This window comes from Rhodococcus sp. YL-1 (assembly GCF_001942025.1).
Lineage (GTDB): Bacteria > Actinomycetota > Actinomycetes > Mycobacteriales > Mycobacteriaceae > Rhodococcus_F > Rhodococcus_F qingshengii.
In genome coordinates this window covers 5093380-5106664 of the sequence record NZ_CP017299.1, presented here as the reverse complement: position 1 = coordinate 5106664, position 13285 = coordinate 5093380, and the positions used below count along the sequence as shown (strand labels likewise).

Sequence of the window (13285 nt, the reverse complement as noted above, 5' to 3'; positions counted from 1 at the left end):
ACTATGTATGTTCGATCGATGAGCAATGTGGTCGAAGACGCGCCTGGTTGGTTCACTCGGGCGTTGGCAGCGCCGGTCGAGACGGGGTCGGTGGAGGTCGAGGGTGCCTCGGTGCACTTTCGGGCTTGGGGGCCGGCGGGGCCGGGAATCGTGCTGATTCACGGCGGCGCCGCCCACAGTCGCTGGTGGGATCACATTGCGCCGCAGTTCGCCGAGGGGCGCCGCGTCGTCGCTCTCGACTTGACGGGCCACGGCGACAGTCACACTCGCGACGCCTACGCGATGTCCCAGTGGGCTCGCGAGGTGCTGGCGGCGGCCGAGGCAGGGGGAATCGACGGCAAGCCGATTCTGGTGGGGCACAGTATGGGTGGGATTGTTTCTTTCGTGGCCTCGCATCTGCATGGCGAACTGTTGGACGGGGTTGTCATCATCGATTCTCCGCTCAAGGCGCGTACGCCCGAAGAGGAGGCAGCTCGACGCCAGAATGCGTTCGGCCCCAAGAAGGTTTATCCCACCAGGGAAGACGCGATGGGCCGGTTCCGCTTCGTTCCGCCGCAGGATTCGGGTCTGCCTGCGGTGCGTGACCATGTGGCGGCCACGTCGATGGAGGAAGTCGAGGGCGGTTGGTCCTGGAAGTTCGATCCGAATTTCTTTCTCCGAGTAGGCGCCGAAGATGTTCTCGACAGTGAACCACGTTGCCGCGTAGCCTATTTCCGAGCTGAGAACGGTATCGTGTCCGATCGACTCATGGAGCACATGCGCGGATTGTTCGGGCCGGAGGCCATCGTGGCGGAGATTCCCGAAGCCGGACATCACGTCATGATCGATCAGCCGTTGCAACTCGTGACCGGGGTGCGAACTGTGTTGAGTGCGTGGTCCGTCGCAAGTCAAGTGCCGGTAGATCAAGCGGCAGGTAACGTCGAGGGAAGGGTAGAAGCATGAGCACGGAATTGACGCTCGAACCGAAAGTCGAAGCTGCACTGAAGTTGTGGCACACCATGATCGAAACCGGCGATCTGTCGGCGCTACCGACGATCGTCGCGCCCGACGCGCAGTTCCGATCGCCCACGGGATTCAAGCCGTACCAGTCCGCGGATGCCGTTGTGCTCATTCTCAATACGGTGATCCAGGTGTTCGAGAACTTCGAGTACCACCGTCAGTTCGCCGGAGCCAACGGTCGACAGGTCGTGCTCGAATTCAGTGCGAACATCGGCGACAAGAGTCTCAAGGGAATCGACATGGTCGAATTCGACGAGGACGGCAAGATCGTCGATTTCGAGGTCATGGTGCGTCCGGCCAGCGGGCTCGCGGCTTTGGCTGCCGAAATGGGTAAGAGGCTCGGGCAGACGCTACCGACCTACAAAGCCTGAACTGAGTCCGGCCAAGGCTCAGTTCGTACTGAATCCGCCGTTGGAGTGAAGGAGTTGTCCCGTAATCCAGCCTCCGGCGTCGGACATCAGAAACCGAACGAGGTTTGCAGTGTCGCCGGGAGTACCCAGCCGGCCGGCAGGAGTCTGGAGGGTTGTGGCCTGTCTGATCGCGGGTGTCATCCATCCTGTGTCGATAGGTCCTGGGTTGACGACGTTGGCTCGTATGCCGCGTGATCCAAGTTCGACTGCGGCGGCGATGACGATGCGGTCGAGAGCGCCCTTGCTGGCCCCGTACGGAAGATTGTGGGCCGCATGGTCGCTGGTGAGTGCGATGATCCGCCCGGCCACCTGACTGACGTCGCGCTGTTCCGGAAGCCGTTCAGCGAACGCTTTGATCAGCAGCCAGGAGGCGCGAGCGTTGACGGCGAAATGTCGTTCCCAGCTCTCGACGGTGGTATCGAGGATCGAGCTGTCGACGCTTTCGCAATGTGAGAGCACCAGCCCACGGAGGTCGTTCCGCGCTGCGGCAGCGTCAACGAGCTGATCGGCCACGTCGGGCGAGGCCAGATCTCCAGGAACGAGGTCGACACGGCTTCCGAGTGCGCGACACTTCTCGGCAATGTCTTGCGGATCGTGCGCTCCGCGCCCGAACCCGACGCGTTCGTCGTAAGGCTCCCAGTAGCCGATAGCCAGATCCCAACCATCCTCGGCAAGGCCCAATGCGAGGCTCGCTCCGATCGACTTGCTCCGACCGACACCGGTGATCAATACGGTCCCGCGCTTGTCAGACACTGCTCGCCTCCCGAGATGTCCTGCAATTCAAATGGGGTGAGGTCACTTCAGATGGAAGCATCACTGTAGCGGGCGAGCTGTCGCCTGTATCGAGCGAGCTGTCGCCGTGCCTCGACCTGACCAGTGTCTTGACACGGCGCTGGTCACAGCGTTTGACTGAGATGCAAGCTCGAGTTGATTCGCCGGACTGTGTCCCGGGAGGTTGACCTATGCGCGGCAATGGAATTGCAGGCAAGGCTTTCTCAAACGAGGGCTGTAGACGTGGAGCACGGTCTCATCGCGGGACCGTGTCGGTGCTGGCTTTGGTTGGGGTGTGCGTACTTTCGTGTGCCGCCACTCAGATGGCCGGCGCGCAACCCGTTGCAGACACAGTCGATACCGGGTTCGTGATCCCTTTTGCCGGGGCACCGGTCTACGAGAGCGTCGCGCCCACGCAGATGACTACTCCGGATCAACTCAACCAGCCACTCGGTCAGCAGACTGCGGAAGAGATTGCCGCGCAGATCGGACTCGAACCAGCCGACGCTTTGACCGAGGAGCAGTATCGCGATCTCATCTCCGGCGGAGGGGTCGGCGGAAATCGCGAGGACGCCGCGGTGATCGACGAATGCGCCCGGATTCTCACCAATACGAACGGGCGGCCCCTCTATTCCGGCACGACGCCGTCGGTTCTGGCCAGTTACGGGTTGTACGTGAATCCAGACGGATTGCTGGAGAGTCCGGCCAACGCGGATGCGCCGACGCGACAAGTGAATACGCTGATCGCCCCTGGCGGTTTCGTGGGCACCTGGTTGCGCAACAACGGTGCGACGCACACTCTGATTGCGCTCTATCAGTCGGCATACACAGTGCAGGCAGTCTACGGATTTGCAGCGCAACAGATTTCGGGAGCAGCGCAGCTGGTGACCAACACCAAAGGCAATGTGAGTTCGGAAGTCGGCATGTCGATGGCGCCGCCGCTCTGGATAGTGAACTTCGCACTGCTCTACATCTTGAAGCCGTCACTGGCGGCGGCCATGCCTGCGAACTGGGCTCCCATTCCGCCGGCCGTTGCCGACGCCGTGAAGGCGAGTCCCACCGGTCAAGTCGCTTTCAGTGACTACGCGTCCTATTTCGAGTGATCGGTCTGCCGGACAGCGCTGACGAACTTCTCGATCAACGTGTGGTCCTTGACGCCGCGGGAGGATTCGACGCCGCTGGAGACGTCGACGCCCCAGGCGCCGGTGGCATCGAGTGCGTCGCGAACGTTGTCCGGGGACAGTCCGCCCGCCAGGATCCACTGGCCTTGCGGGCGCGATTGCTGTTGGGCCCAGTTCCACGGCACCCCTGATCCGGCGTCTGCGCCGTCGATCAGGAGTTCGTCCTCGCCGAGGTCGAGATTGTAACCGTCGCGGACGTTGCTGGAGACGACCGCGCGGATGACGGTGAGGCCGGCATCGTGCAGCCGCTGCACTTGCTCGGCGTCGACAAGATCGTGAACCTGTACGGTGCGAAGCCCGGTGATCTTCGCGATCTCGAGGATCTGATCGATCGGGTTGCCGAGAAAGACTCCGATTGCACGGATGTGATCGGGAACTCGCGCGAGCAGAGCGACTGCGAGTGTGGGGTCGACTTTGCGGACGCTCTCGGCGAAGACGAAACCGATGGCGTCGACGCCCAGGCCCACCGTGAGGTCGACCGTGTCAACGTCGCGTAGGCCACAGACCTTGATGAATGTCACCTGATACAGAGTACTAGCGTCGTCGTCTAGCCTCGTGCGTGCGACATTTCTACGCGCGAGAGGCTTGACGTGGACTGGCTCTACCGAATCAGTTTGATCTCGGGACCGCTGCCGGTGATCCTGACTGTCCTTGGGGTCCTGGGTGGTGTGTGGCTGCTCGGTTCGAACGTGCGCTGGTATTACCGCAGAGCGGTGCCGATCGCGGGGCTGATCGCGCTGGTGATCATGATCGCCGTCTGGATCACCGTCGAAAAGGTGATCGTGCCGTTCCCCGATCCCATCGAGATGTCGATCTACGTGTGGATCGGAATCGGTATCTACGCGTTGCTACTTCTCGGGCCGCGAATCAAGGCGGGCGGAACCGTCGCGAAAGCGCTCCTGTCCGTGATCGCGACGGTTCTGGTCGTCATCACTGCCGCGACGCAGATCAATCTGGTTTTCGCCGCGTATCCGACTGTGGGAATTGCGTTCGGACACGACGATTTCGACCGCATCTCACTCAGTGAAGTTCCCGGTCCGACCGATCCTGTTGTCACCGGCGATCCCACCGACACTGTGTGGAAAGCGCCGGAGGGCATGCCGATTCGCGGACGGGTCACGACTTTGCCTGTCCCCGGGACGATTTCAGGGTTCTCCGCGCGCGACGCGCAGGTGTATCTGCCGCCGTCGTACTTCACCAATCCGCGTCCGCTTCTTCCCGTGCTCGTGCTCATGGCAGGTCAGCCTGGCAAGCCCGAGGACTGGCTCCAGGGCGGAAAGCTGACCGCGACAATGGACGCTTTTGCACGGGATCACGAGGGGTTGGCTCCAGTCGTCGTGATAGCCGATGGAACAGGGTCGCAGATGGCCAATCCGCTGTGCACCGACTCGTCACAGGGCAAGGTCGGCACGTATCTGGCAAAGGACTTGCCCGCTGCGGTGGCGAATGCGTTCCAGATCGACACGAATCCGAGAGCGTGGGCAATCGGCGGGCTCTCCTACGGTGGCACCTGCTCACTGCAGATGGCGACCAATTACCCCGAGGTGTACCCGACATTCCTCGATCTGTCCGGTCAGTTGGAGCCTTCGCTCGGTGACCGACAGCGAACCGTCGACGAGATATTCGGCGGCGACGAAGCGGCGTACGTGAAGGTGAATCCGATGGACCTGCTGGCGACTCGGAAGTTCCCGAACTCGGGCGGAGTGTTCGTCGTCGGAACAGATGACAACGAGTTCAAGCCGGGTCAGCAAAAGGTGTACGAAGCGGCCAAAGCGGCCGGAATGGACGCCAGGTATCTCGAGCTTCCCGGTGGTCACAGCTTTTCGGTGTGGTCGGCCGGCGTCGAGCAGGAGCTGACGTGGATCTCGCAGCGAATGGGACTGATCAGCTGAATCCTGTTCCGGTTTTGGAACGTGTTCTATATTCGGTGTGTGGCTGCCGTTCGGCAGTCTCTCGATCGTTCACCGACTGGAGTTCAGGCACATGTACGAGTGGTCCGACACCGACCTGATGTTCCGCGACGCCTTGCGGGGCTTTATCGACAAAGAGGTGCGACCTCACGTCGACGAGCTCGAAAGCGGTGCGCTGCCGCCGTTCGACATCATTCGCAAGCTGTACTCGACCTTCGGTCTGGCCGACATGGCACGCGAGGGCCTCGAGAAGTCGCTGGCACGCGAGCGCGGCGATGCGCCCTCCGGTGACGGTGAGAAGTCGAGCGCCTTCAGCGGCGCCGGCAGCATGGGCGTCGTGCTCAACAGCGAATTGGCCGGAGTCAGCCTCGGCCTGGTCGCATCGTTGGGTGTCAGCCTCGGATTGGCCGCCGGAACTATCCGCAGCCGCGGCACACTCGCGCAGAAGGAACGCTGGCTCCCCGGCCTGGTGACATTCGAGACCGTCGGCGCCTGGGCGATCACCGAACCGGACTCCGGCTCGGATGCCTTCGGCGGCATGAAGTCCTACGTACGCCGCGACGGCGACGACTACATTCTCAACGGCAACAAGACCTTCATCACCAACGGTCCGTACGCCGACGTGATGATCGTGTACGCAAAGCTCGACGAGGGCGATGCGTCGGTTGATCGTCGCGATCGCAAGGTGCTCGCCTTCATCCTCGACAAGGGCATGGAGGGTCTCACACAGAGCCCGCCGTTCAAGAAGATGGGCATGAACTCCTCACCCACAGGTGAGCTGTTCTTCGACAACGTCCGCATCACCAAGGACCGTCTGCTCGGCGAGACCGAGGACAGCGGAAAGTCGGACGGCAAATCCAGCGCCAAGGAGAGCTTTGCCGCCGAACGCATCGGCATCGCGTCCCTGTCTCTCGGCATCATCAACGAATGCCACCGTCTGAGTATCGAATACGCGAAGTCCCGCAAACTGTGGGGACGCGAGATCGGGCAGTTCCAGCTCATCCAGCTCAAGCTGGCCGAGATGGAGGTCGCTCGAATCAACGTGCAGAACATGGTCTTCAATGCGATCGAGCGCACCGCAGCCGGAGACAAGGTGAGCCTGGCGGAGGCGTCGGCGATGAAGCTGTACTCCTCGCGCGCAGCGACCGAGGTCGCGATGGAAGCCGTGCAGCTGTTCGGTGGAAACGGCTACATGGCCGAGTACCGAGTCGAGCAGTTGGCGCGTGATGCCAAGTCGCTCATGATCTATGCGGGCAGCAACGAAATTCAGGTCACCCATATCGCCAAGGGCCTCCTGGGCTGACACCGGTACGCTTTCGCTTGTCGGTCGATCGCAGCAGGAACCAGATAGTCTTGCTGCGGTCGGCGACACCGCGCCGACGGATCGGAGTAAGCAGTGAACGCGCCGGATCCCACAAATGTTCATCCGATGGCCGGGCAACCGCGAGTGGTGTTGCTGAGGCCGTTGATCGACAACCCGTTGATCGAGGTAGGGGAGTACACCTACTACGATGATCCGGAGTTCGCCGAAGAGTTCGAGACTCGAAACGTGTTGCATCACTACGGTCCCGACAAACTGGTGATCGGAAAGTTCTGCGCCCTGGCCACCGGTGTCACCTTCATCATGAACGGCGCGAACCATCGTATGAACGGTGTCTCCACCTACCCGTTTCCGATCATGGGCGGTGATTGGGCCAGGCACATGGATTTGGTGCAGGATCTGCCGTCACGCGGTGACACCGTCGTCGGGAACGACGTGTGGTTCGGCGGGAACGTGACAGTCATGCCCGGTGTCCGGATCGGTCACGGGGCGATCGTGTCCACTGGCGCCGTCGTAACGCGCGACGTCCCGGACTACGCAATTGTCGGCGGCAACCCGGCAACGGAGATCAAGCGCCGCTTCAGTGCCGAAGACATCGAGAAGTTGGTGCGAATTGCTTGGTGGGACTGGCCGATCGAGAAGATCACCCGCCACGTCCGGGTGATCTCGGACGGGAGTGTCGCGGAACTCGAAGCGGTCGAGTGATCTACCGATCTGCTAGTTCGATCGAATGAGCGAGTAGTTCCGGAGATAAAGCAGGGCGGCCGCGAGAAGGCCGACGGCAAGACCTGTTGCGGTGAAGGTGATCAGGTTCGGCTCGAGGTCGAAGTGGATGATGGCCGATTCGGGGTAGGGCTTCTGCGGGTCACGAGGTTCGGGAAGGACCACCGAATAGAAGGTGGGCGGCCAGATTCGTCCGACAACGGCGACCGCGAGTCCGTAGGCTGTGCCGAAAGCTGAAAGTGCAAGCGGAAGAGCAAATTTTCTACCGCGTGTGTCACGGGCCAGCCGCCATCCCGTCGCGTTCAGTATCGCCGAGACGGCAACGGCGACAGCGGTTCCGACTGTCAGAAACCACGCAGTTGCGGGGAACCAATGTGGCGCGTCAGAGTAGCTGTAGCCGTCGATCACCCACATGTATCCGGTCTTGCCGTCCTCCATCGGCGGCGGTGGTGGGGGTTGGATTCCGACATGTTCTGTTCGCGTGGATGGCGTGGCAAATCGCCAGGCGAGCACTCCGAGGTAGCTCAACAGCAATCCGGTCGCTATGAAAACGGCGAAGAGTGGTTCTGCAACACGGTCGCGCAGCGTTGTGAGTCGCATTCGACGATCGTCTCATCTCAGCCCGAGATCGAGAGTCTTTGTCGGTGGCTTCCATTAGCGTGTGCGCATGACTCTCACACTCGGCATGATCACCTTCGACAGTCTCGATCCCGGTCCGCTCGCAACGTGGTGGGCAGCGCAGTTGGGCGGAAACATCGTCGAGGAAAACGACGGTTGGTTCTACATCGTCGCGGTCCCTGACAGCGCCACCAACTTCGCATTCCAGAAGGTCCCGGACCCCACCGCCGGCAAGAATCGCATCCATCTCGATTTGGGGAGTCCGGATCTCGACGCCGAGGTGGCGCGGCTCGTCGAGGCCGGGGCAACTGAGCACCACCGCGAGAACATGGACGGTTTCCGCTGGGTGACGCTCCTCGATCCTGATGGGAACCAGTTCTGCGTGTCCGGTCCGCACGCCTGAGCTGACCAGTCCTGTGCCCGCTTGATTCGCGCCCACTGAATTCGCGCCCGCTGATATCGCGGACACCTGTTCGGGCATGATGAGGGGCATGACTTCTCAGACTTCTCGGACGTCTCAGGCCGGGGCGGCTTCTCTGACCGGGGCCGACGCAGACGGCTTGTGCAGCTTCGTCGATTCGTCACCGTCGCCGTTCCATGTGTGCGCGACGGTGGCGACCGAGCTGACGGCCGGCGGGTTCGTCGAAGTCCACGAAACGCAGTCGTGGCCAGCCGAGCCCGGACGGTACTTCCTCGTGCGAGGCGGTTCGCTGATCGCCTGGAGCACCGAGGGTGTGGGAAGTACCGCTCCGTTCCGGATTGTCGGAGGTCATACCGACAGCCCGAACCTGCGGGTCAAACAGCATCCCGACCTCACTTCGGCCGGGTGGCAGATGGTGGGCCTCGAACCGTATGGCGGTGCGTGGCTGAACTCCTGGCTCGACCGCGATCTCGGTATCTCCGGACGATTGAGTGTCCGGGTGGGAAACACTGTGGAGCAGAAGCTGGTTCGCATCGACGACCCGATTCTTCGTGTTCCGCAGCTGGCTATCCACCTGTCCGAAGATCGCAAGGGTGTGACGCTGGATCCGCAGAGGCACGTCAACGGAATCTGGGGCGTGGGTTCGAAGCCCAAGTCGTTCATCGGCTTTGTCGCCGAGCGTGCGGGTGTAGCCGCGTCGTCGGTTCTCGGCTGGGAATTGATGACACACGACCTTGCGCCCAGCGCAGTCGTGGGGGTGGACAAGGAATTGGTCAGCGCCCCCAGGCTCGACAATCAGGGCACGTGTTATGCAGGGACACAAGCACTTCTGGCCGCGGCTGAGTCGCCCGGTCAGCATGTCCCAGTGCTTGCTCTCTTCGATCATGAAGAGGTCGGCAGCATGTCCGATCGCGGAGCTTTCTCGGACCTGCTGAACACCGTGCTCGAGCGGATCGTGTTGGGACGCGGTGGTGGCCGCGAAGAATTCCTGCAGGCGATGGCCGGCTCGGTATGCGCGTCGGGCGACATGGCACACGCGACGCACCCCAATTACCCGGACCGCCACGAGCCCGCTCATCGGATCGAGATCAACGGTGGGCCGGTACTCAAGGTGAACCAGAACCTGCGCTACGCCACCGATGCGGCCGGTGCCGGCGAATTCGCGCTCGCGTGCGATCAGGCGGGAGTGCCGATGCAGCGCTACGTCCACCGCGCTGATCTGCCGTGCGGCTCCACCATCGGACCGATCACGGCATCACGCACCGGACTGTCCACCGTCGACGTCGGCGCGCCTCAGCTCGCCATGCACTCTGCCCGCGAGCTGATGGGCGCGGCAGATGTCCGCATGTATGCCGACGCGCTCGGTGCGTTCCTCACGCCGCGTAGTTAGAGGGCGCGTAGTCAAAGTGCAGGGAGCCCAGTGGGCGTAGAGGGCGCAGCCGGTAGATCCTCGAAGAAGTCGGCGCTCGGAGTGAAGAACATCGAGCCCGTCACGGCCGTCGAGAAATCGAGCAGACGGTCGTAATTGCCGCGAGGGTTGCCGAGAAACATGTTCTCGAGCATCCGTTCGGTGATCGCCGGCGTGCGGCAGTAGCCGATGAAAAAGGTGCCGATCTCGTCGTCACCGAGGCGCCCGTACGGCATGTTGGCACGCAGGATCTCGAGAGCCTTGCCGTTCTCGTCCTTGATTGCGTTGAGGGCTACGTGCGAGTTGGCCGGCTTCACTTCGGACGTCATCTCGATGTCCTCGAGCTTGCTGCGTCCGATCACACGTTCCTGCTCGTCGACGGTGATTGCTTCCCAGTCCCGCATCTTGTGGACGTAGCGCTGGATATGGACGTAGCTTCCTCCGGTGAACGCAGGATCTTCGTCTCCGACAGTCACGGCGGCGACGGCGTCGCGGCCCACCGGATTTTCGGTGCCGTCGACGAAGCCGATGAGGTCTCGGTTCTCGAAGTACTGGAAGCCGTGAACCTCGTCGACCACCGTGGCTGCGCCGTGCAGTCGCTTCGTGATCTGCCGAGCCACCTCGAAACACGCATCCATGCTCATCGCGCGGATGTGGAAGAGCAGATCGCCGGGAGTCGACGGCGCCGAGTGAACGTCACCCTGTAGAGCGGCGAACGGGTGCAGTAGCGCGGGGCGCGGACCGGCGAACAGTCGATCCCAAGCCGACGAACCGATGCTTGTCACCACATCCAAACCTGATCCGGGGACGCGCAGCCCCACGGCGCGCTGCAGGCCGGCGACGTCGGCGAGTAGTTCTCGTGTGGTGTTCTCACCACCCGGATTTACGGTCGCGACCAGGAAAATTGCAGCCGGAGTGAGGGGAGTGGTCACCGACTGGGACTGTGCCGTGAGGTCGGACTGACGAACATCCTGGGGCATGCGAGGCCTTTCGAGGGAGAGAGTGGGCCGGCCCTGACTTTAAGAAAACCGACCGGATCACCCAAACCGGGGCGGGTGTGACGGGCGATACTTCGCAGGCCCGGAGGTGTTGCGGGTGCTGCCGTCTGCGGAAGTCGTCGGCCCACACCGATAGACTGTCCCCCGGCACGTTCTTTCGTTGGGCACATTCGTGGTGTCCCGCTCCGCGCCGGCTTGCCTCTTGACTCCCGTAGGGAAGGGACCACTCTCCAGTGTCTGCTCACCAGGTCGATACCGTCACGCACGCATCGGCTGATCCCGATGCCGCTCAGCCGTTCAAGGAGCTCGGTCTCAAGGACGACGAATACGCACGCATCAAGGAGATCCTGGGCCGCCGTCCCACGGACGCCGAACTGGCGATGTACTCGGTGATGTGGAGCGAGCACTGCTCGTACAAGTCCTCCAAGGTCCACCTCGGATACTTCGGCAAGACCACCACCGACGAGATGCGCGCCAACATGCTGGCCGGTATCGGTGAGAACGCCGGCGTCGTCGACATCGGTGACGGCTGGGCAGTCACGTTCAAGGTCGAGAGCCACAACCACCCGTCGTACGTCGAGCCCTACCAGGGTGCGGCGACCGGTGTCGGCGGCATCGTCCGCGACATCATGGCCATGGGTGCTCGTCCGATCGCCGTCATGGATCAGCTTCGGTTCGGTGCTGCTGACGCCCCCGATACCCGTCGCGTCGTCGACGGTGTCGTGCGTGGTGTCGGTGGATACGGAAACTCCCTCGGCCTGCCGAACATCGGCGGCGAGACGGTCTTCGACGAGTCCTATGCAGGTAACCCGCTGGTCAACGCCCTCGCTGCCGGCGTCATGCGCGTCGAGGATCTGCATCTGGCCTTCGCTTCGGGTGCAGGCAACAAGATCATTCTGTTCGGTGCTCGCACCGGTCTCGACGGAATCGGCGGCGTCTCGGTCCTCGCGTCGGCGACGTTCGACGACGAGGGTGGAGACACCGGCGGACGTAAGAAGCTGCCCGCGGTTCAGGTCGGCGACCCGTTCACCGAGAAGGTGCTCATCGAGTGCTGTCTCGACCTTTACAAGGCCGGCCTCGTCGTCGGCATCCAGGACCTCGGCGGCGCCGGGCTGTCCTGCGCCACCTCCGAGCTGGCCGCGGCCGGCGACGGCGGCATGCACATCAACCTCGAGAAGGTTCCGATGCGCGCCACCGGCATGACCCCGGCCGAGGTGCTCTCTAGCGAATCGCAGGAGCGCATGTGCGCCGTGGTCACGCCCGAGAACGTCGATGCGTTCATGGAGGTCTGCAAGAAGTGGGACGTCCTGGCCACCGACATCGGCGAGGTCACCGACGGTGAGCACCTCACCATCTCCTGGCACGGCGAGACCGTCGTCGACGTTCCCCCGCGCACCGTCGCGCACGAGGGTCCGGTTTACCACCGCCCCGTCGAGCGTCCGGCAACGCAGGATGCCTTGATCGCGAATACGACTGCCGGACTGAAGCGTCCCGAAACCGACGCCGAGCTCGAAGCGACCCTGCTGAAGATGATCGCCTCGCCTGCCCTGTGCAGCCGCAAGTGGATCACCGAGCAGTACGACCGCTACGTCCGCGGAAACACCGTCCTGGCCGAGAACGCCGACGGCGGTGTCATCCGCATCGACGAGAAGACCGGACGCGGAATCGCACTGTCCACCGACGCTTCGGGCCGCTACACCGCGCTCGACCCGTACACCGGTGCGCAGCTCGCGTTGGCCGAGGCTTTCCGCAACGTGGCAGTCACGGGCGCAACGCCCAAGGCCGTCTCCAACTGCCTGAACTTCGGTTCTCCCGAGGACCCGGGTGTCATGTGGCAGTTCCAGCAGGCCGTTCGCGGCCTTGCCGACGGCTGCGCCACCCTCGGCATCCCCGTCACCGGCGGCAACGTCAGCTTCTACAACCAGACCGGATCCACGGCAATCCTGCCGACGCCGGTGGTTGCCGTCCTCGGTGTGATCGACGACGTTCACCGCCGCATCCCGACGGGCCTCGGACTCGAGCCCGGCGAGACGCTGATCCTGCTCGGCGACACCCACGACGAGTTCGACGGCTCCATCTGGTCGCAGGTCGAGCACGGTCACCTCGGTGGCGTGCCGCCGAAGGTCGACCTCGCCCGTGAGCAACTGCTCGCCGACATTCTGCTCGCCTCTTCGCGTGACGGTCTCGTCACCGCAGCCCACGACCTCTCCGAGGGTGGACTGGCCCAGGCAGTCGTCGAAGCCGCGCTGGCCGGCGAAACCGGTTGCCGCATCCTGATTCCCGAGGGCGCAGATCCGTTCGTGACCTTGTTCTCGGAATCGTCGGGACGTGTCCTCGTTGCAGTTCCGCGTACCGAGGAGACTCGCTTCACCGGTATGTGCACCGCCCGCGGCTTGCCGTGGACGCGTATCGGGGTCGTCGACGAGGGCAGCGACTCCGTCGAGGTCCAGGGACACTTCTCCGTCACGATGGCCAAGCTCCGTGAGGCCTTCGAGGGAACGCTGCCCGCACTGTTCGGGTGATAG

Annotated in this window: 13 protein-coding genes; 9 read left to right on the top strand and 4 right to left on the bottom strand. The window is 62.9% G+C overall.

The window, feature by feature from the left end:
- The first annotated feature begins 18 nt into the window (after window positions 1–18).
- The gene (locus BH682_RS23625) at window positions 19–942 is read left to right on the top strand and encodes an alpha/beta fold hydrolase (protein ID WP_064687660.1); all 924 of its coding nucleotides are present in this window, start codon (window positions 19–21) and stop codon (window positions 940–942) included.
- The gene (locus tag BH682_RS23620) at window positions 939–1370 is read left to right on the top strand and encodes a nuclear transport factor 2 family protein (RefSeq protein WP_003940510.1); all 432 of its coding nucleotides are present in this window, start codon (window positions 939–941) and stop codon (window positions 1368–1370) included. Before BH682_RS23625 ends, BH682_RS23620 begins: the two co-directional genes overlap by 4 nt.
- An 18-nt stretch (window positions 1371–1388) precedes the next feature.
- Here the strand turns inward: BH682_RS23620 and BH682_RS23615 are convergent, their stop codons facing one another.
- The gene (locus tag BH682_RS23615; protein WP_007733807.1) at window positions 1389–2162 is read right to left on the bottom strand and encodes an SDR family oxidoreductase; all 774 of its coding nucleotides are present in this window, start codon (window positions 2160–2162) and stop codon (window positions 1389–1391) included.
- 209 nt (window positions 2163–2371) lie between these two features.
- Between BH682_RS23615 and BH682_RS23610 the strand changes: the two genes are divergently transcribed.
- The gene (locus BH682_RS23610) at window positions 2372–3283 is read left to right on the top strand and encodes a hypothetical protein (RefSeq protein WP_075834277.1); all 912 of its coding nucleotides are present in this window, start codon (window positions 2372–2374) and stop codon (window positions 3281–3283) included.
- Here the strand turns inward: BH682_RS23610 and BH682_RS23605 are convergent.
- On the bottom strand, window positions 3271–3882 hold the full coding sequence (locus BH682_RS23605; protein WP_054825155.1) for a phosphoribosylanthranilate isomerase: 612 nt from the start codon (window positions 3880–3882) through the stop codon (window positions 3271–3273). The two genes, BH682_RS23610 and BH682_RS23605, sit on opposite strands and share 13 nt — an antisense overlap.
- Window positions 3883–3951: 69 nt before the next feature.
- On the opposite strand from BH682_RS23605, the gene BH682_RS23600 reads away from it, so the two are divergent.
- The 3 genes from BH682_RS23600 to BH682_RS23590 all read left to right on the top strand — a co-directional run bounded on the left by BH682_RS23600 (window position 3952) and on the right by BH682_RS23590 (window position 7297).
- Window positions 3952–5253, top strand: a complete 1302-nt coding sequence (locus BH682_RS23600) for an alpha/beta hydrolase (RefSeq protein ID WP_075834275.1) — start codon at window positions 3952–3954, stop codon at window positions 5251–5253.
- 91 nt (window positions 5254–5344) lie between these two features.
- Window positions 5345–6574 carry an acyl-CoA dehydrogenase family protein gene (locus tag BH682_RS23595; protein ID WP_007733810.1) on the top strand — a complete coding sequence of 410 codons (1230 nt, stop codon included), beginning with the start codon at window positions 5345–5347 and terminating at the stop codon, window positions 6572–6574.
- 126 nt (window positions 6575–6700) lie between these two features.
- Window positions 6701–7297 (top strand): CatB-related O-acetyltransferase, encoded by a 597-nt coding sequence (locus tag BH682_RS23590; protein ID WP_042451521.1) that lies wholly within the window; start codon window positions 6701–6703, stop codon window positions 7295–7297.
- 12 nt (window positions 7298–7309) lie between these two features.
- Here the strand turns inward: BH682_RS23590 and BH682_RS23585 are convergent, their stop codons facing one another.
- The gene (locus BH682_RS23585; protein WP_075834273.1) at window positions 7310–7915 is read right to left on the bottom strand and encodes a hypothetical protein; all 606 of its coding nucleotides are present in this window, start codon (window positions 7913–7915) and stop codon (window positions 7310–7312) included.
- Between the two features lie 67 nt (window positions 7916–7982).
- On the opposite strand from BH682_RS23585, the gene BH682_RS23580 reads away from it, so the two are divergent.
- Window positions 7983–8336 (top strand): VOC family protein, encoded by a 354-nt coding sequence (locus BH682_RS23580; RefSeq protein WP_020970627.1) that lies wholly within the window; start codon window positions 7983–7985, stop codon window positions 8334–8336.
- A gap of 88 nt (window positions 8337–8424) precedes the next feature.
- On the top strand, window positions 8425–9744 hold the full coding sequence (locus tag BH682_RS23575) for a M18 family aminopeptidase (protein WP_075834271.1): 1320 nt from the start codon (window positions 8425–8427) through the stop codon (window positions 9742–9744).
- Window positions 9745–9755: 11 nt separating this feature from the next.
- On the opposite strand, the gene BH682_RS23570 is transcribed toward BH682_RS23575, so the two are convergent.
- Window positions 9756–10742, bottom strand: coding sequence for a Dyp-type peroxidase (locus BH682_RS23570; protein ID WP_075834269.1), 987 nt, complete (start codon window positions 10740–10742; stop codon window positions 9756–9758).
- Window positions 10743–10993: 251 nt separating this feature from the next.
- On the opposite strand from BH682_RS23570, the gene purL reads away from it, so the two are divergent.
- Window positions 10994–13282: a phosphoribosylformylglycinamidine synthase subunit PurL gene (gene purL, locus BH682_RS23565; RefSeq protein WP_003940379.1), complete on the top strand. Its 2289-nt coding sequence runs from the start codon at window positions 10994–10996 to the stop codon at window positions 13280–13282.
- Window positions 13283–13285 lie beyond the last annotated feature (3 nt).

Coding starts and splice junctions, on each gene's coding strand:
- BH682_RS23625 (WP_064687660.1), top strand. CDS start 19: ATGAGCAATGTGGTCGAAGACGCGCCTGGTTGGTTCACTCGGGCGTTG.
- BH682_RS23620 (WP_003940510.1), top strand. CDS start 939: ATGAGCACGGAATTGACGCTCGAACCGAAAGTCGAAGCTGCACTGAAG.
- BH682_RS23610 (WP_075834277.1), top strand. CDS start 2,372: ATGCGCGGCAATGGAATTGCAGGCAAGGCTTTCTCAAACGAGGGCTGT.
- BH682_RS23595 (WP_007733810.1), top strand. CDS start 5,345: ATGTACGAGTGGTCCGACACCGACCTGATGTTCCGCGACGCCTTGCGG.
- BH682_RS23590 (WP_042451521.1), top strand. CDS start 6,701: ATGGCCGGGCAACCGCGAGTGGTGTTGCTGAGGCCGTTGATCGACAAC.
- BH682_RS23585 (WP_075834273.1), bottom strand. CDS start 7,915: ATGCGACTCACAACGCTGCGCGACCGTGTTGCAGAACCACTCTTCGCC.
- BH682_RS23580 (WP_020970627.1), top strand. CDS start 7,983: ATGACTCTCACACTCGGCATGATCACCTTCGACAGTCTCGATCCCGGT.
- BH682_RS23575 (WP_075834271.1), top strand. CDS start 8,425: ATGACTTCTCAGACTTCTCGGACGTCTCAGGCCGGGGCGGCTTCTCTG.
- BH682_RS23570 (WP_075834269.1), bottom strand. CDS start 10,742: ATGCCCCAGGATGTTCGTCAGTCCGACCTCACGGCACAGTCCCAGTCG.